Annotated in this window: 13 protein-coding genes and 2 pseudogenes; 6 read left to right on the plus strand and 9 right to left on the minus strand. The window is 65.8% G+C overall.

Annotation, left to right across the window (positions count from 1 at the left end):
* Positions 1-489: 489 nt before the first annotated feature.
* From J8F10_RS06960 to J8F10_RS06980, 5 genes are all read left to right on the plus strand, one after another.
* Positions 490-1,080: a DUF2628 domain-containing protein gene (locus tag J8F10_RS06960; RefSeq protein ID WP_210653122.1), complete on the plus strand. Its 591-nt coding sequence runs from the start codon at positions 490-492 to the stop codon at positions 1,078-1,080.
* A 379-nt stretch (positions 1,081-1,459) separates the two neighbouring features.
* Positions 1,460-2,554, plus strand: a complete 1,095-nt coding sequence (locus tag J8F10_RS06965; protein WP_210653123.1) for a hypothetical protein — start codon at positions 1,460-1,462, stop codon at positions 2,552-2,554.
* Positions 2,551-2,940 (plus strand): tyrosine-type recombinase/integrase, encoded by a 390-nt coding sequence (locus J8F10_RS06970; RefSeq protein ID WP_210653124.1) that lies wholly within the window; start codon positions 2,551-2,553, stop codon positions 2,938-2,940. The genes J8F10_RS06965 and J8F10_RS06970 overlap by 4 nt, the downstream gene beginning before the upstream one ends.
* Positions 2,941-3,804: 864 nt before the next feature.
* On the plus strand, positions 3,805-5,664 hold the full coding sequence (locus J8F10_RS06975) for a serine/threonine-protein kinase (protein ID WP_210653125.1): 1,860 nt from the start codon (positions 3,805-3,807) through the stop codon (positions 5,662-5,664).
* Positions 5,661-9,182: a hybrid sensor histidine kinase/response regulator gene (locus J8F10_RS06980; RefSeq protein WP_210653126.1), complete on the plus strand. Its 3,522-nt coding sequence runs from the start codon at positions 5,661-5,663 to the stop codon at positions 9,180-9,182. The genes J8F10_RS06975 and J8F10_RS06980 overlap by 4 nt, the downstream gene beginning before the upstream one ends.
* Positions 9,183-9,520: 338 nt before the next feature.
* On the opposite strand, the gene J8F10_RS06985 is transcribed toward J8F10_RS06980, so the two are convergent.
* From J8F10_RS06985 to J8F10_RS07020, 8 genes and pseudogenes are all read right to left on the minus strand, one after another.
* The gene (locus J8F10_RS06985) at positions 9,521-9,991 is read right to left on the minus strand and encodes a TIGR03067 domain-containing protein (RefSeq protein WP_210653127.1); all 471 of its coding nucleotides are present in this window, start codon (positions 9,989-9,991) and stop codon (positions 9,521-9,523) included.
* 79 nt (positions 9,992-10,070) lie between these two features.
* The gene (locus J8F10_RS38520) at positions 10,071-10,226 is read right to left on the minus strand and encodes a hypothetical protein (RefSeq protein ID WP_246523002.1); all 156 of its coding nucleotides are present in this window, start codon (positions 10,224-10,226) and stop codon (positions 10,071-10,073) included.
* Between the two features lie 139 nt (positions 10,227-10,365).
* A pseudogene (locus J8F10_RS06995) lies at positions 10,366-10,611 on the minus strand (NAD-dependent malic enzyme); the annotation flags it as partial.
* Between the two features lie 23 nt (positions 10,612-10,634).
* Positions 10,635-10,973 (minus strand): annotated as a pseudogene (locus tag J8F10_RS40680) (multicopper oxidase domain-containing protein); the annotation flags it as partial.
* A 101-nt stretch (positions 10,974-11,074) separates the two neighbouring features.
* On the minus strand, positions 11,075-11,977 hold the full coding sequence (gene nrfD / locus J8F10_RS07000) for an NrfD/PsrC family molybdoenzyme membrane anchor subunit (RefSeq protein WP_210653129.1): 903 nt from the start codon (positions 11,975-11,977) through the stop codon (positions 11,075-11,077).
* A 1-nt stretch (position 11,978) separates the two neighbouring features.
* The gene (locus J8F10_RS07005) at positions 11,979-12,965 is read right to left on the minus strand and encodes a 4Fe-4S dicluster domain-containing protein (protein ID WP_210653130.1); all 987 of its coding nucleotides are present in this window, start codon (positions 12,963-12,965) and stop codon (positions 11,979-11,981) included.
* A gap of 125 nt (positions 12,966-13,090) precedes the next feature.
* Positions 13,091-16,378 (minus strand): formate dehydrogenase, encoded by a 3,288-nt coding sequence (fdh, locus tag J8F10_RS07010; protein WP_315854083.1) that lies wholly within the window; start codon positions 16,376-16,378, stop codon positions 13,091-13,093.
* Between the two features lie 628 nt (positions 16,379-17,006).
* Positions 17,007-17,222 (minus strand): hypothetical protein, encoded by a 216-nt coding sequence (locus J8F10_RS07020; protein WP_210653133.1) that lies wholly within the window; start codon positions 17,220-17,222, stop codon positions 17,007-17,009.
* 354 nt (positions 17,223-17,576) lie between these two features.
* Between J8F10_RS07020 and J8F10_RS07025 the strand changes: the two genes are divergently transcribed.
* Positions 17,577-18,149, plus strand: coding sequence for an NUDIX hydrolase (locus J8F10_RS07025; RefSeq protein ID WP_210653134.1), 573 nt, complete (start codon positions 17,577-17,579; stop codon positions 18,147-18,149).
* A gap of 112 nt (positions 18,150-18,261) precedes the next feature.
* On the opposite strand, the gene J8F10_RS07030 is transcribed toward J8F10_RS07025, so the two are convergent.
* Positions 18,262-18,480 carry a hypothetical protein gene (locus J8F10_RS07030; RefSeq protein ID WP_210653135.1) on the minus strand — a complete coding sequence of 73 codons (219 nt, stop codon included), beginning with the start codon at positions 18,478-18,480 and terminating at the stop codon, positions 18,262-18,264.

The raw sequence follows: 18,480 nt of genomic DNA on the forward strand, positions 1-18,480 counted from the left end.
AGTACGCGACGAAGGCAACTCGTTTGGGCTGCGATCCACGTTCTGGGTGTCACCGTGCTGGTTGTGGTGGCCCGGTTAGTTCGGGAGAAATCGGGCCGGAGTTTTCTCGCCCCGACAGCGGAACTGCTGTGGGCATCAATCGGATTGAGTGCCGGGTTAGCTGTTCATCAAGCGCCTCGACGACCTCCACACCCTCGCCAAGAACAAGGCCAACGCCACCAAGAAGCCGATAGAGCGGCGCATTTTCCCAGAGGGTAGGGACGCGAAGGCTCTGCTTTATGAACAATTCCGCTGGTCGCGGTTCAAGCACTTTGAACCAGGCGTTCGCGGGCAACTTGTAGCAGCGGGCAGCGACACGACGCGCCGGGTTCAAGCCGATACGGGACACCACCGCGAATGCCGATCGCGCGCCCGCCGGGTGCGTGAGGACCGTCAACCGACCCGACCGCGAAGTTTCGCAAAGTCGAATCCAAACAACGCGAGGTTGTGATGTACTTGCCCGTTCCACCTCGTCCCGATCCGGGCGCCGAACCCGAAGGTGAATCGGCCCCGCGACCCATAGCCGCGGACGAGGAAGAGGATTTACGCGCCGTCGTCGGGCCGAACGCCGCCTTTTACCTCGCGTCGTGGCGGAAGTTGTCAAAGCGCCCCGACAGTGGCACCGGGTTCAACCGCGCCGCCTTCGTCCTGAGTTACGCCTGGCTCGGCTACCGCCGGATGTACCGGCGGGCGTTCGTGTTGTTCGCGATCATCCTCGCAGAAGTCACACTCGAGGAAGTGGTGTTCTGCGGCCTGCTCGGGTGGCCGGCCCCGCCGCCGCTCCTCACACCGGTCGTCGGGTTCACGGTCGCGGTGGTCTGCGGGGCGCGGGCGAACCGCTGGTATTTGGCGCACGTGCGCCAGGTAATTGCGGAGGTGCGGAACGGGCACCCGCACCGACCGGGCGACCGGGCCGCGCTCGCCGACCGTGGCGGGACCGACTTCGCCGGTGCATTGGGAGTGGTCGCCCTCTGTTTCATGGCCGCGTTCCTGATCGGTACCATTCGTATGGCTCCGCGTGTTGTCTTTATCGCCGGGTAGCCGACCCGCTCCACTGGTCGAGTGCGTCGCGTTTCAGCCCCGAATCCGGGCAAGTGGGGCTCGCGCGAAAACGTTGCACAGGGTAGAATGTCGGTGAGGTGCCACATGGGGTGGGAGACCCGCGGGGACCGGTCGTACTACTACACCGCCGACTTCTACGAAGTAGAAGAGGCGGAACGCTCCCCGCGGCTCGACCGCCGCGCGCGTTCCGCGCCGAACGCCCGACCGGACAAGAACCGACCGAATTCGACCCGGCACCAGCTCAGATGGCGCGCCAGAGTCGATTCTGGTAGACGGCTTCTGCTCGCGGCTACCGCCCGAATGTCGTCGTGAGAGGCGATATCCGGGCTGGTGGCCTTCTAATCGAGGCTTTCCGCTCATGGGTACTCTGTTCCGCCGCACTTTGCACCGACCCGTTCCGCAATCCGCGACCCTCACCGAGAAGAACGGGCAACTGTTCGCACGGTGGAAGAGCCGCGGCAAATCTCACACTGCCCCAGTAACGGAGGCCGAAAACGGCACACGAACCGTGACCGTAGAGACGGGCACCTACTACGCGCGCTTCCGGGACCACACGGGTAACACGGTCGATCGTTCGACGGGATGCCGCGACGAGACGAACGCTCGGCAGAAACTCGCCGCGTGGGAGAAAGAAGCCGAGCAGGTTCGCGTCGGCGTTCTCGACGCCACTGAACTCGATACCGCCCGCGCTGCCGCCGACCCCATCGATTCACATCTCGCTGCCTACCTGCAATCGCTCGTTGTCGCCGAAGTGAGCGCCGTGTACCGGGCGAACGCGGAACGCGCCGTTAATCGCCTGTGTCGCGAACTGGCACTCGACGCGCTCCGCGACCTGCGCCGCGACAAAATCGAGCCTTGGTTCGTGAAGGCGATTACCGACGAGATGGGCGCCGCGACTCGAAACTACTACCGCCAAAGCATCGTGTCGTTCGCGAACTGGCTCGCCGCGACGAAGCGGATTCGGGAACACGACCTCGCGGGTATCCCGCTCGCCGACCGTCGCCTCGACCCCCGCCGCCAGCGCCGCGCCCTCAACGCGGACGAAATTGGTAGGCTGCTGATCGTGGCCGCAAGCCGCCCGCTCGACGACGCCCGCACGGCTCGCACCGGTAAACGAAAAGGGGAGATGTCCGCGGACATTCGGCCGGAAGTCACCGAACGGTTGCTCGCACTTGGGCGGGAAAGAGTTCTCGTCTACCGCACGCTCATCTACACCGGATTGCGATCGGGCGAATTGCGCTCGCTGAACGTTTCCCGGCTCGACCTGACCCCCGGTTCGGAATGCGTCTGGCTGGAGGCCGCGAACGAGAAGAACCGCGCCGGCTCGACGATCCCGCTCCGCTCGACTTGGCCGCGGAACTCCGCCAGTGGATCGCGGCGAAGAACCTCGACGCTGCGGCCCGGTTGTTCACCGTCCCGGCCGGGTTGCGCTGCGTTCTCGACCGGGACATGAAAGCGGCCGGCATCCCGAAGCGCGACGAGCGCGGCCGAACAATTGATGTTCACGCCATGCGGACCACGTTCGGCACTAGGCTTTCGACATCGGGCACCGCGCCGCGAACCGCACAAGCCGCCATGCGGCACTCCGACATCAAGCTCACGATGAACACGTACACCGATCCGAAATTGCTCGAAGTGCGGCAAGCGGTTGAACGGCTCCCCGCGTTCGCCCCGAACCGAGCGGAACCACACCAACCGGTTCCCGAAAGTGCTGGAACTGGTGACCCGAAGGGGCAATTTCTGGCTATTCCTGACACGATGAGAGCGATGACGGCGCGTTTGAGCGAAGAACGGGCACAGTGCGAAACACTGGAAGTGTCAACGAAAAAACCTCAGTGACATCGGGTGTCACTGAGGTTCACGGAGTGGAGCGAAGGAGAGTCGAACTCCCGACCTCTTCGTTGCGAATCAAAACCTGTGAAGTCCCATCGCGTCAGTCAAACACACGAAAACACAGGGATTTGTAGAGTATCGCACGTCTCCGTCGCCTTTGCAAGCTTTGCTTTGAAAGCGATCCCTTGCGTTATATCGGCGTAGTTATGGGGTATTTTGGCGTAGTCGGAACGTACGTCGGTCAATCCAGCGGCCGCCGTCGGTGTTCGCCTTCGCCTTTCACGCACAGGGTGTCCGCGCGGGTTAACAGGAGTTGTAACTAAAGCAGCTCAACGCCGTCGTCACCCGGTGAACGTCCCCGTCCTTCGAGAACCCGTGGCTCTTGCGCACCTTCCGATTGCAATAGCCCCGGTCGATACCGTTGTGACGCTCCACGAAGCACGTGTTCGCCGACCCGCTCAGGGCCGATGCCACCGCACCCGACATCCCGAACACCACCCGGGTACTCACCCGCACTACCCGGTTGTTCTCTCGCGTCTTGTGTGCGGTCGCGCACGTTATACGCCAGCCGTTTTTGCGGCGAGTTGGCAAAGTGGGATAAAAATGCGTGCGTTCCTCCGACGCCTTTAGGAATTGAAGCGTGGTATACTGCCCAACAGTCAATCACGTATTTCGTTCGCCCGGGGGTCGGTGGCAGGCACCAGAACTCCGGGGGCCACTCGCGCGGCGGTTAAACCTTGTCACGGCAGTTTCGTTGAGAAGCCGAGCGGCGCGGCGCCGATCTGTTGACGGTTCTCGTTAAGTGTGCTCCTGATAATGCAGTTCGCGAACTGAGTCGGTTGACTCTGGCGGAAAGGACGGAAATGTCCGATGTCCGGCACGTCCCAGAATGGTTCCCCCGAGGTCCAGCCCCGCATCCCGGGGCTGGACCTCGGGGAAAAAATCGGCGAGGGCAGTACGAGCACGGTGTACTGCGCCGTTCACCGCACCCTCCAGCGCACTGTGGCCGTGAAGATTCTGTGCGCCCCGGCGGGCGAGAATCCGGCGCCCCCGACGTGGCTGCGCGAGCCGCAGTTGATGGCGTCACTGACGCACCCGCACGTCGTCACCGTTTACGACGCCGGGGAGGTCGGAGGCTACAACTATATGGTCATGGAGTTCGCGGCGGGCGGTGCGCTTCGGTCCCGGATGCGCCCCGGTCATCCGTGGCCGCCGGACGAGGCCACACGGCTTTTGGACCGCATTGCCGGGGCGCTCGATCACATCCACGAGCGAGGGATTTTGCACCTCGACCTCAAGCCCGAGAACGTCCTGTTCGCCGACGACGGGGAAATCAAGATCACCGACTTCGGGATCTCGGTCGCACACACCGGCGCGGGTGCGCGGCTCGAGGGCGGGTACTTTTGTGGCACGCTCGATTACTGTGCCCCGGAGTACCGTGCGGGCCTGGCGCTCGACGAACGTGCCGACGTCTTCTCGCTGGCCACCGTCGCTTACGAACTGTTTACCGGTCGGCTCCCCGGCCGCGTGTACGTTCCCGCCCTTCGTCACAACCCCCGGCTGCCCAAGTCGCTCGACGACGCCCTCCGGCGCGGGTTGGCCCGCGACCCGGACGAGCGCTACGCTTCGATTAAGCAGTTCCAAACGGCCCTGGCCGGAGCGTGCCGCAAAAACGCCGGCCGCGTGAATCACCGGGCGCTTGCCGCGCTCGGGATAATCGCCGCGCTGGTGATTCTTCCGCTGGCGGTGGCCAAGTGGTGGCGCCCGACCGCGGTGGCCGATCCCGAGCCTTCCGGTACTCAGGCAGTGGACGGCGAGCGCCCGGACCGGCTGGTCGTCCTCTACGATCGGTCCGATGATTTGGCGCTCTTTACAGGGCCGGACGGTCGAGGCTTGGTGGGCAGTCTGGGCGCGCCTGTGGAAAGAGTGCCGGCGGAAGCGGGGGGCACGCCCCTTCCGCCCGGCCTTCCGCTTTCTGTCTGGCCCGCTCCTCGGCCCGTTCTGGCGATCCGTTCCCCGAGCGCTTGGGGGTTCGTCTATCCACTTCAGGATCGCACGCTGGCGCAGCGCGTGGTGACCAACTGGCCCGATCTGCTACGGGCGGTCGCACCGAGCGGGCAAAACCTCGTAAAAGCCGGCGGGTTCGACGGGGACTGTCTGGCTCCGGGGCACGCGGGCGCGCTGTGGCGGGGTGGGAACTCCGCGGGGTGGAGCGCGAGCCGTCAAATCACCCTGGACCGCCCGCGGGACCGGCCCGACAACCCGGCCCTCCTGCTCACGAACCTGGACCCGTCCCAGAGTGGGAATCTCCTGGGCACCTACCAACCCCTGGCACAGGCACCGCCCGCCGGAGCGGTGCTGGTGCTGCGCTACCGCGCCCGTTCCCTCCACGGGCACGGAAGTTTGGCCGTCTATTCCGGCATGCCGGTCGCGATCCCGGACGACGAAACGGGGCCGGTTGCGGCCCGGGTTCGCGGCCTCGGTCCGCAACTCTCTGCGGACCCCAGTGCCTCCGGCCCGGCCCCGTGGCTGTACCGGTGTCCCAACTGGGTCATACCGACGACCCAGTGGCGCACTTACTTAGTTGTCTGCGAACTCCCACCCTATCCCACTCAGCGCCTCCATCGCAACTTGGTAATCGACCTCGCCGCGACGCCCCAAGCGGCGACCGATCAGGTTTGGGTCGACGACGTCGAGTTGTTCGTCTGGCGCCCGGAGGGCAAGCCGTGAAGCCCCACGACGTGGCAGAGCTGGCCCAGACCCTGTTCGAGGAAATGGGGGACGCGGCGTTCATCGTGGACCCGGGTTCGGCGGGCGTCGTGGACGTGAACCCCGTGGCCCAGCGGATGACGGGCACGCGGCGCGCGGACCTCCTGGGGCTCTCGCTCGATCGACTGTTCCGCTCCGACGACGGCACCGCCGAGCTGAGTCACTTGCGCCGCGCCCTGCACACGACCCAGACGTTCCACTCACGGGAGGGGTACCACCTGCGCTGCGGGGCCGGCGAATCGTGGATCGCGGTCAACCTGACTCTCACCCGCCTTCACACCGAGCGCGGCCCCCTCGGGTTGATTCTGGCCCGCGACGACACCGAGCGGATCGCGGCCGAGGAGCGGCTCCGGGTGGCCAACGCCGAACTCGAAGACCGGGTGCGCGAAAAGACCGCCGATCTCGCACGGGCGAACGAGGCCCTGCGAGCGGAGATCGCCGAGCGCGCCCGGGCGCAAGAGGCGCTCCGCGAGCGCGAGGAACTATACCGGCTGCTCTCGGACAACTCCAACGATCTGGTGTACTTGCTGGACCTCGAGGGCCGGACCGTCTACGCCAGCCCGTCGGTGGGCCGGCTCCTCGGACGGGTGCCGGCCCACAAGTTCGAGGTCGTTCACCCCGACGACACTGAAGCGGGTGAGCGGTACTGGAAACAGGTGCTGGCCGGTACCGCGGGCCTGTTTACGGTCCGCGTGCGCGCCGGGGACGGGGCGTGGCGCTGGTTGGAGGCATGGAGCGCCCTCGTGCCGTATCGGGGGACCGCGCACGTCCTGTCCGTTTGCCGCGACGTGACCGACCGCACGCGGGCGGAAGAAACCCTGCGTGCGAGTGAGGCGCGCTTGGCCCGTGCCCAGCGCATCGCGCACCTCGGAAACTGGGAACAGGAGTTCGCCCCGGACCGGCTCCGCTGGTCCGACGAGGTGTTCCGCATCTTCGGCACCGACCCGGCCGCGTTCTCGGGGACGTCCGAAGACTTCTTTCGCCGCGTACCCCCCGGCGACGAGGGGGCGATCCGGGCGGCGGTCTCCGATGCGGTCCGGACCGGGCAACCGTACCGCATCGACCACCACATCGTGCGCCCGGACGGGACCGTGCGCTGTGTCCAGGAGTTCGCCGAACCGGTGTACGAGGACGGGCGGGCGGTCGGGCTGGTCGGCACGGTGCAGGACGTCACCGAGCGCGAGCGGGTCGCAGAAGCACTCCGCGAGAGCGAGGAGCGCTTGCGGCTCGCGGTCCGGGCCTCCAACATCGGGCTGTGGGACTGGGATCTTCGGACAAACGAGGTCGTGTTCTCGCGCGAGTGGAAGGGCCAACTCGGGTACGAGGAGCACGAGATCGGTTCCAGTTACCTCGAATGGGAAACCCGGCTCCACCCCGACGACATGCCCAACGTGCTGACGGCGCTGCGCGGGTACCTCGCCGGGGAGCGCGCGGAGCACGCGGCGGAGTTCCAGATGCTTCACAAGGACGGAACGTACCGGTGGATCTACGCCCGGGGCGAGTTCGTCCGCGACGCGAACCCCACCCCGGTACGGATGATCGGGTGCCACGTCGACCTGACCGAGCGCAAACGTGCGGAGGAGGCCCTGCGCCAGTCGCAGCAGCAGTACGAGGAACTGGTCACGAACATTGATGGGATCGTGTGGGAGGCGGACGCGCGGACGTTCCGGTTCACGTTCGTGAGCCAGCAGGCCGAGCGGTTACTCGGGTACCCGTCCGTGCAGTGGCTCGACGAGCCCGATTTTTGGGTAAAACACATCCACCCGGACGACCGGGAGTGGGCGGCGGACTACTGCCTGCGCGCCACCCGTGACCGTCGGAACCACGATTTCGAGTACCGGATGGTCACCGCCACCGGGGCCACCGTGTGGCTGCGCGACATCGTGAGCGTGGTCGTCGAGGGCGGGGAACCCATCAAGCTCCGCGGCATCATGGTGGACGTCACCGCCCGGCGCCTCGCCGAGGAGCGGTTGCACGAGAACCATACCCTGCTGAGCGCCGTCATCGAGGGCATCTCGGACGCCGTCTTCATGAAGGACGCCCGGGGCCGGTACCTCATTATCAACCCCGCCGGAGCCCGGTTCTTCGGGAAGGAGATCGCGGAGGTACTCGGCCAGGACGACGGCGCGCTACTTCCCCCGGAGGCCGCGCGGGCTTTCACGGACAGCGACCGGCGTGTGATAGAAACCGGCACGCCCCAAACCACCGAAGACGTCGGCACCGTGGCGGGGGTGACCCGCACGTACCTGACGACGAAGGCCCCGTACCGCGACCCCACCGGGCGCGTCACCGGGCTGATCGGCATCGCCCGTGATATTACCGAGCGCAAGAGACTGGAAGAGCGCTTCAGTCAGGCGCAGAAGATGGAAGCCGTAGGGCGACTCGCGGGCGGGGTCGCGCACGACTTCAACAATCTTCTCACCATTATTAACGGGTACGGCGAACTGCTGATGACCCAGTTGCCCGCCCCGAACCCGCACCGGGACGCGGTCGTTGCCATACGGGAGGCCGGTGAGCGCGCGGCCGGGCTGACGGGGCAGCTCCTGGCATTCAGCCGCAAAGCGATTGTCGCGCCGAAGGTGCTCGACTTTAACGAACTAGTGGACTCGATCGGAAAGATGCTCCGCCGACTCATCGGCGAAGACATCACTCTGGCCACGTTCCTGGCCCCCGGTCTGTGGGCAGTCAAAGCGGACCCCGGACAGATCGAACAGGTGATTTTGAACCTCGCGGTCAACGCGCGCGACGCGATGCCCAAGGGCGGGCGCCTCACCATCGAGACGGCGAACCTCACATTGGACGACGGCACCCGGTACCCCGAACTCGCCCCCGGCCGGTACGTCCGGCTGAGCGTGAGCGACACGGGCGTGGGCATGACGGATGAGGTGCAAACCCAGATCTTCGAGCCGTTCTTTACGACTAAAGAGTTCGGCAAGGGAACCGGGCTGGGCCTCGCCACCGTCTACGGGGTCGTCAAAACGTACAGCGGACACGTGAGCGTGTACAGTGAGGTCGGGGTCGGTACGACGTTCAGCGTCTTGTTGCCCGCGGTCGGGGCCGCTCGCTCGGAGCGCCCGTCCGGGGGGATCTCCGTTGCCCCGCGCGGAACCGAGACGGTCCTGTTGGTCGAGGACGACAACGGGGTCCGCGGGCTCGCACGGACCGCGCTGCGGGCGCAGGGGTACACGGTGCTGGAGGCGACCGGCGGGGCCGAAGCGGAACGGCTGGTTTCGGACCATTCCGGCCCTATCCACCTGGTCCTGACGGACGTGGTGATGCCGGAGCGCAGCGGGCGGGAAGTCGCCGACGCGCTCCGGGTCCGGCGCCCGGGGGTGAAGGTACTGTACATGAGCGGGTACACCGACGACGCCGTCGTCCGGCACGGCGTCCTCGAAGCCACGGACGCCTTTCTCCAGAAGCCGTTCACCCCGCTCGGGCTGACCCGAAAGGTGCGAGAAGTTTTGGACGAGACCCCGTAAGCTCGTCGCTCTGCGACAGGCTGATTGCGTCAGCCGAGCACATTTCACCCCACCCGCGCGGAGACCGCTGTTCCAGCACCGCTATCGACCGGTTCGACTCGGGCCGCGAGTGGGTCTGGATCAACCCCGTCGGTCGCGGTTCCCACTCGCGGCCCGAGTCGAACCGGTCGGCGTTGCCGTGAGCGTTCCGTGCCCCAGGTCGGCAAGTAGACACCACGGGAACAGAGCGGGGCAGGGAACAATCCCTGGCCCGTGTCGTTGATGGAAGTGAAGTCAGTCGAGTTGCCCTTGTGCCAGCCATCCGGCAAAGGCAAGGCCGCAAAGAAGTGCCAATAACTTTACTTTTTCACTCGCTCAAGATGGAGCCTTTGACCGAAGAACCTGTCTGTAAAGTTTTTCGGCCGGGGTTTGAACACCGCGCCCTCGGACTCGGTGACTGTCGCGATGATCAGCATCTCCCCGTCCAACTTGTAAATCCCCGGACCGAAGAGCTCTTCGCCCCCCTCTTCCAACTCAACGTAGATGTCGAACCACTTCGGATCTTTCATCGGACCGAGTTTGAATTTAATAGCCGGACGGTCCCCGAACGTCACTTTGTCGCCCTTGAAGGTGACGCGGTAGTCGTCCTTCACTTTCAGCTCTTCAGGTTCTGCCTTCACGACCTTCCAAGTGCCTTGGAGCTTCTTCTGTTCTTCCGCGATCAACTTCTCGGCCTTGTCCGTCGCCGAGGCGTAGAGCGGCACGAAGATAAGGAATGTCACTAACGCGGTCATCGGGTACCTTTTAGCTACCTGTTCGAGAGTTCCCAATCTTGGCGCACTCAGAATTCGCTCAAGTGACCATCATCCCCCAAATACTATACAATTTGCAAGCTCTCACAGAACCGTCTCATCCCTTCCCCAGTACGAGATCCACAACCCAGCACCCGCGCACGTGTGGCCCCGGACCCCGGCAGTGGTCTAGTACGTCGGCGCGGTCGCACCCGGCGTCCTGAAGGGCATCGGCCAGGATCGGCATCGCGGAGAAGTCACGCGACTCGTACATCTGGGACGCGAGCCCGACCGCGGTGGAAGTGCGCCACTCGGGGGAGAAGGGTACGGGGCGGAACGGGTTGCCGAGGATGTCACGCAGGAGGGTCGATAACGCGGTGCGCGACGAGCTCGAGGCTTACGCCGTATCCCGCCTGCTGACCGCTCACGCGCTCGTGACGCCAGCCGAGGTACTCGGGATCGTTGAGCCGGTCCGGGTTGTTGGTCCCAACGTCCAGTAAGACGGGCATCGTTCGTTCGGGGCGGATGCCCCCGATGAGCGTGTACAAGGAGAGTTTGCCGATGGGGATGCCCAACCCGCCGGCCCCCTGGTCGCCAATGCCCAAGATGCGCTCGTCGTCCGTGACGACGACGACGTCCATCTCCGGGTTGGGACGGTTCGCGGGATCTTGACGCGGTGAGCGAACGACTGATCGGGGTGGATGTGGAGGAACACGCTGTCGCTGTTGCCCCGCGGAGAAACGTTCATGCCGTGGAGGTGAAGATTCGTCATCTCTGGGAGCTTGTTACGGAACGTAACGGAGAGCGTGTCGCCGGGCCGCACGCGCCACACGGGCGGAATGTACGCGCCGTTGTAGAGCACCCCCTCGTAGCACTCACCCGCAAGCTCGAACAGGCCGGGCGCGGCTGTCAGATCCACTGCGAGTTTCCCGTCGGTGCTGGACAGGAACGGCGGATCGATCAGCGGCGGGTTTTCGCTCGCGCTGTCAGACGCACACGGATTGGTGCCGTCGAGAGTCACGCGCGCGGGTGAGCAGCTCAAAGCCGCGATCAGCGCGACCGCGAGGCCACCGCGCCAACCCGAACCGAGGGACGGTACATGTCGAGCTCCTTTCGAGGGAATCAGGCTTTGGTCACGGCGTGCGGCAGCCGGACGAGTACGAACCGGACACCGAGGTTCGCCGATACGACGGCGGCCAGCACCGCGGACGCGATCACAACCCCGCTGCCGGCAAGTAACAGCCCGATCGGAAGGGCCACCCCGACGAGTACCAGCACGGCGCCTGCGAATCTTCGTTCCTCCCGAGGGTAGAGTTGGGCGAGGGTCGGATGCAGGTCGTTCGCCAGTAACCCGAGCACGATCAGGTTGAGTACCGCGAGCAGTCCCACGGCCGTAACGAGCAGATCCACGGCCCGCGACTCGCCCATCAGCGCCGCGATGACGAGTAACTCTCCGGCGCCGAGCCACAGCGCGGAGTTCACGAGGTACGCGCCGAGCCAACGAGCGTCCTTCCAGCCGGGTTGGGCGGTCGTACTGAATAGCACCCCCTTGTACGCCGCCGAACCGAAGCAGAACGGGATCCCGCCGACCACCGCGAACTTCCGCGCCCACCACACGAGGCCCGTATCACCGGGAAGCCACGCCAGCAAGGCCACGAACTCGATCGCGAGGATCGCGGTCAGGAAGAGCGAGTAGATGGTGAGGCACCACGTCCCGAGGGACATCGGGGAACTCGGTTTGAACACGCGGAGCATGTGGTGAAATCGGAGCTTGTCGCCGAGATCGAGGACGAGCGTCCCGAGGTCGATGAGGAGTAGCACCAGCGCGAGCGGGTAGGCCCACGTGGCGACCGGCTCGAAGACCGCGGGGCGCGCCAACTCGCCGATCGCCGCCACCAAGAACAGGCCCGTGGTCAGGTTGTTGAACAGGACGTCGAAAACGACCAGCGTGTGCCACGCGGGTGGCTTTGTTATGACCTGGTTCGCGTAGCCGCCCTGGCCCGGGGCGTTGGCCTTCGTCCGCATCTCACGCCCCTCGAATCAGAAAGACGACGAGCAGAACGGTGAGAGTGAGTACACCCACGAGCAAAGTGCGCCCGTAGTCCCCCGGCATGTGAATCCAGGGGTTGAACGGCTTGGCGGGCAGGCCGTAGACCTCCGGCTTGTCAACGAGGAGGTAGAACGAGTGCAACTCGGTGTACGTCTCCGTCGCGGCGTCCCCGTAGACATGTGCGCCGGTCACGCCCTTCGCCTGCAACTCTGCGGTGCGTTTCCGGGCGCGCTCGCGCAACTCGTCGATCGGCCCGAACTGGATCGACGCCGTCGGACAGACCTTCGCGCACGCCGGGACGAGCCCGTCCTTCTGCCGGTCGTAACAGAGCGTACACTTGCGCGCGTGGCCGGAGATCGTGCTTCGCGTGATGACCCCGAACGGGCACGCCGCGACGCAGTACGTGCAGCCGTTGCAGATGTCGGACTGGATGTAGACGTTGGCGAACTCGTTGTAGATGATCGCGCCCGTCGGGCACGCCTGCTGGCACGGGGCCGCGGCGCAGTGCTTGCACACGTCCGACATCATCAACCACCGCCCCCAGTCGGGCTGCCCCGGTGTCTCGGGTACCGGTTCCGGGGTCGGCAGCACGTCGAGCGCGATCCGCTGCGGCGCGGCCCGCGGCACGAGTTGCGAAATCGGCTCGGGCATCGGAAATTGTTCGATGAACTTGACGTGGCGCCACGACGAGGCCGAGAGTTCGCCGGTGTTGTCGTAGCTGTTGCCGGTGAACGCGAACCCGTCGGCCGGGAGCTGGTTCCACTGCTTGCACGCGACCTCGCACGCCTTGCACCCGATGCACACCGTCGTGTCGGTGTAGAACCCCACGGCGGGCTGGCGCTCGGGCCGCTTTCCGCGGCGCAGCGGGACCAGCAGTCGTTCCACAACGGCCCGGAGCCACCCGCGCGCCGCGGTCTCCTGGGCTGATGAGCGCTTGACGACCTCCAGTTCTTCAATCGCCATGTTCACGTTCCCCTCGGGTCGGCTTCCAAAGTAGCAGGCGCGCTCCGTGTGCCGTGGCTACCGGGTCGAATCTCGTAGGCGATCAGTACTCGGTCGCAACGGCACACGGAGCGCGCCTGCTACTTTCAGCCATGTTCGGGCTCCCCTTCGGGTTGGGCCGAAGTCGGCGTTACGGGGATGCCGCCGCGAATCGGCCAGCGCACCGCTTTCACGGTCGGTCCCGCTGCGGTTCCTTCCAGTCGGCCCGCGAGAACTTGGCACGCGAACGCTTTGCTCTCGTGCATGCTCACGTTCGGGTCGGCCACCAGCGAGGTCAGGTCGTTTGCGTTCCCGCCGACAACTTCCCCCGCGAACGCCCAGTGGAACGGCAGTCCGATTTGGTGGACGATGCGCCCCTCGATCAGGAGGGGCCGGAGCCGCCGAGTTACCATTGCGCGGGCCTCGATCCGCCCGCGGCCCGACACCACTGTCAACCAGTCCGCGTGAACAATTCCGCGCTCCGCGGCCAGTTCGGGACTGAGTTCGACGAACATCTCCGGCTGAAGTTCGTTCAGCCACGAGTTGAACCGGCTCATCGGGCCGCTGAGGTAGTGCTCGGTCAGCCGGAACGTGGTCGCCACAACCGGGAACTCGCCGGTCGGCGTGCGGGACAGTCGATTGAGCGGCCCGTCGAACATCCGGACCGTCGGGCTGCACGTCTGCTTCGGGTAGAGCAGATTGCCGACGGGCGACTCCACCGGCTCGTAGTGCGTGGGTAACGGGCCGTCCTTCACGGCGGGCGCGTAGAGCCAGCCGAGGCCGTCGGGCTTGGTGATGAACGGCCGGTCCCCGCCGATGGCGGCCATGCCGGTCGCGTCCGGCGGCGGACGGTAGCCCGGCGGCTTACCCACCTCGAAATCGGGCCGGTCGAGCCCCACCCAGCGGCGCTGTGATTCGTCCCACCACACGAGCTTCTTGCGCTCCGACCACGGCTTGCCGTCCGGGTCCGCGGAGGCGCGGTTGTAGAGCACGCGGCGGTTGTCGGGCCACGCGAAGCCCCACTCCGGGTGCAGCGGGTTGTCGGTGCGAACCCGCTCCTTGGATCGGTTCCGGTCCGGCGCGGGGCACACACCGCTGTAGAGCCAGCACCCGCACGCGGTCGTGCCGTCGGCCTTCAACTCGGAGAAACTCGATACCAGCTTCGGCTCGCGTGTCGAAGGGTCGGTCTCGTTCAACCTGTGGCCGTTGATTTCCTGGAGCACCTTCTCCAGGTCGGGTTCACCTTCGATCCGGCTCCGTGTACCGTCGGGCAATCGCGGCTCCTCGTCGTAGTCGTAATCCCAGGTGAGATTCAGCAGCGCTTGGTCCTTCGGGTCGATCGAGCCGGCGTACAGTTCTTTGAGCCGCTTGCCGAGTTTGTAGAGGAACCAAGCGTCCGACCGGCTGTCGCCCTGCGGGTCCATCGCCTTGTGGTGCCACTGGAGCATCCGCTGCGTGTTGGTGAGCGAGCCCTCCTTTTCCGGGGCCGCGGCGGCCGGGAGGAAGAACACCTCCGTCTTGATGTCGGCGGGCGGCGGACCGGTGGGGTCGGACCTCCAGAACACGGCGCTTTCGATCTCGAACCAGTCCGCGACCACCAGCCAGTCGAGGTTGCGCAACCCCGCACGGTGCAGACCGGCGTTCGGTCCGCCCCCGCCGGGGTTCTGGCCGAAGAGGAAGTACCCCTTTATTTCGCCCTTTGCCATGCGGTCGAAGTAGGCGAGTTGCGAGTAGTCGGCGTCAACGCGGGGCAGCCACCCGAACCCGAAGTCGTTTTCGGGTGTTGCCGCCGAGCCGTACCACGCCTTGAGCAGCGAGACGATGTACTTGCGGAAGTCAGCCCACACCCCGGTGGTCATGCCCTCGTGCTTCACGTACTCGTCGAGCGTCTCGTGCTCCTTGTCCGCGGCCGGTTGCGGCAGGTAGCCGGGCAGCGCGTCGTACAGGGTGGCGAGGTCGGTCGATCCCTGGATGGTGGAGTGGCCGCGCATCGCCATGATTCCGCCGCCGGGCCGGCCCATGTTCCCCAGGAGGAGTTGGAGGATGCCCGCGGTGCGAATCATCTGCACGCCGGTCGTGTGCTGTGTCCAGCCGAGCGCGTAAGCGATACAGGTGGTCCGCTCGCGGCCCGAGTTGGCGCACAGCAGCTCCGCGACGCGGGTCAGTTGCTCCGGCGTGCAACCGCACACCCGGGAAACCACCTCCGGCGTGTACCGTGCGAAGTGGCGTTTCAGGATCTGAAACACGCAACTGGGGTGTTGCAGCGTCGGATCGCGCAGCGGCTCGTCCGCTCCCGCCACATCCTCGCGCGGCGCGGAATGGGCTTGAGCACCTCCCTGGAGGTCGTGGCCCTGAATGCCCGGTTCCTCCTTCAGCATCGTTCCGTTCGCGCCGGCACCTGATTCTTGATTTCCGCATCCTGTAAATCCCCAGTGCCCCTCCTGCGCGTCGTACTTGCCGGTCGCACCGTCACCGTGATAGCCGCTGAACAGGCCGTCCAGGTCTTCGCTGTCCCGGAAGCCGTCCTGAATGATGCTCGAAGCGTTCGTGTACGCGAGTACGTACTCCTTGAACCACTTGTCCTGAGTCAGGACGTGGTTCACCAACCCGCCGAGGAACGCGATGTCGCTCCCCGCGCGGATGTCTACGAACACGTCACACAGGGCCGAAGTGCGCGTGAACCGCGGATCGACGTGGATGAGCGTCGCGCCGTTCTCCTTCGCCTTCATCGGCCAGCGGAAGGCAACCGGATGCGCCTCCGCGGTGTTCGTACCCATGAACAGGATGCAATCGCTGTTCGCCATATCTTGCTGGAAGTTCGTCGCAGCCCCCCGCCCGAACGAGGCGCCCAGACCGGGCACCGAGGCGGAGTGTCAAATTCTCGCCTGATTCTCGATCGAGACGACCCCCAGCCCGCCGCCGAAAAGCTTCTTGATAAGGTAGTTCTCTTCGTTGTCGATCGTGGCCCCGCCAAGGGTGCCGAAGCTCGTGACGTGGTTGAGGAGCCGGCCATCGGCGTTGCGGGTCTTGAAGTCGGCGTCGCGGGCGTCCTTCACCTTCTCGGCGATTCGCCCGAGCGCCCATTCGAGCGACTTCGTTTCCCACTTGTCCGAGTACGGCGCGCGGTAGAGCACCTGCGTGATACGGTGCGGATTCACGGCCAGTTGGAACGCGTTCGCACCCTTCGGACAGAGCGTTCCCTCGTTGACCGGGCTGCGCGGGTCGCCCTCAATGTCGATGAGCTGCCCGCCCTTGGTGTAGATCAGTTGCCCGCACCCGACCGCGCAGTACGGGCAGACGCTTTCTGTAATCGTGGCCCCGCGCAACCGGGACGACTTCGCGGCGGTTTGCGGGCTGAACGGCTGCGGCTTCGAGGCGATCGGCAAGCTGAACATGGTGTGGACCTCGGAAGACGGGTTATTGGCGAGCACTGCAGCAAGTGTGCCTAATTCGCCTTTCCCCTGATTTCGACGAGAAACGGGCAAATTCATCGGAGCGTAAAGAGCCTTCTTGGTCGGATAGAACTCGCGGGCTGTGTCGCTGGTAGCAGCTTGATGGTAACCGGATTATCGAACTGGTCAGGACGGTATCATGGGAGGTATTTGTGCCGATCTCGCTCGGTCGTCCGTTTCGGGCCGCCGGCCGACTTGGCCGGCGCGTTGAACGCGATCGCCGGCTGTGTTTCGAGGGCGAACCGCGTTTGTCGTCGCATTGGCCCATTCGAGAGCCCTCGGGGCTGCGGGTGAAGTAAGGCACCGTGTGGTGGGGCTCATTCGGGTGCGCTCGCGCGATGGAGGAGCGCGTCCATGTCGGACCAGCTTCTCTTCCACTGCTCGCGCTCCTCAGCCGGTGGTCGAGAGAGGCCAAGGAGCCCGCGGTCGCCGATGAAGTCGCGGTCGGCCTTCCAGTGTCGCATCTTCTGCTGAACCTGAGTATTAGTGACTGTCCCATATGTCTCGAAATCGCCGTACTTTCGCGTGATCACCCCGCGATATCTCGGGCATTTTCACACATATGGGACAGTCACTCAGTCTGGGCGTTGCCGCCGTCGAGGGCTTTGCTCCAACAGGCGAGATTTTGGCGGAGCCAGTCGATGGCTTGCCGGCCCCAGAGGGCGCGGTCCGCCTCGCTCAGCGTGTCAGTGTCCACCCCCTGACTGCACCGCGCCAGCGCCGCGCCGCACGCGGCATTGTAGCGGGTGAACGCCGCAACCGCGTCAGCCAATTCGGGTCCTGCCACGAAGGCGTCGCGGGAAAAAGCGGGCGGCGGCGGCATAGTGCCTCTTGAAGTGGCACAGTTCGGCGAACTCGACCTGCTCGGCCCCGCCGGCGAGCATCTCGCCCCCCAGAAGGGCGAGGCGTCCACTCCACACCAGATCCGCGGATGCGCCCATAGGATGTACGCCCACACCGCTGCAGGAAACGCGCCGGAGACCTCAGGAAGTGCCATGCCGTCGGATATGGGTGTAGGACCAGCCGACCACAGACCGTCACCTTGAACGTCTACCGGCACACAAGCGACGGCTTGGGGCTGCGGCGGTCGTAGTATTGGGAAGGCGGGTCCGCTCCGGGCTCCCGCATTTGGGGGCCTCACGTGCCGAAGGAACTCAAGCCGTGGACCGTGGTGGCCAGTCGGACAGTGCTGGACGCCGCGCCCCACCTCCGCGTCCGCGTGGAGACGGTCGAACTGCCGGACGGCCGGCGGGTGGACGACTATTACCAGTTGGACATGCCGTCGTTCGTGTGCATCTTCGCCGAGGCGGACGCCGGCCGGGTCATCACCTACCGCCAGTACCGTCACGGCCCGCGCCGGGTCGGGTTCGTGTTCCCGGGCGGCCACATCGAGCCGGGCGAGGAGCCGCTCGCGGCGGCCCGGCGGGAGCTCCTGGAGGAGACCGGGTGCGAGGCGGCCGCGTGGACCGGGCTCGGCGCGTACACGGTCCACGGGAACCAGGGCGGGCCGGTCGCGCACCTGTTCCGCGCGACCGGGTGCCGGCGGGTCGCGCCCCCGGTGGGGGGCGACCTGGAAGAGGCGGAGGTGCTCCTGCTGTCCCGGGCGGAGTTGTGGGCCGCGGCCGGGCGGGGCGAGATCCCGCTGCTCTGCCAGATGGCCCTGCTCGCCCTGGCGACCGCCCCGGCCTGTGTGGACCGGGCGGCCGTCGAGTAGCGCGCGGGCGGGCTTCGGAGTGAATTGTCCGGTTAGGGCCGCACCCCGCGACCGTGCCGTTGGCCACCGAATCGGCCCGAGGCGGGCCGAGGGGGCACCGCGGCAACCGGTATCAGGACGTCGGGTGCTGCTGCCACAGCTTCATCTGTTCGAGCGTGTCGAGCAGTGCGAAGTGCTCGGCCAGTTCGCGCGGCACACCGGCGGACCGTTCGTGGGCGGCGGCCCGCTCGCGGTACACGGCTTCCCATTCCGCGGGCAGGTCCCCGGGCACGACGTCCGGAGGCGGGTTGTCCAGCCCCTTCAGGAAGGCGACCACGTCATAGCGCATCAT

Origin of the sequence: Gemmata palustris, assembly GCF_017939745.1 — a bacterium.
Taxonomy (GTDB): domain Bacteria; phylum Planctomycetota; class Planctomycetia; order Gemmatales; family Gemmataceae; genus Gemmata; species Gemmata palustris.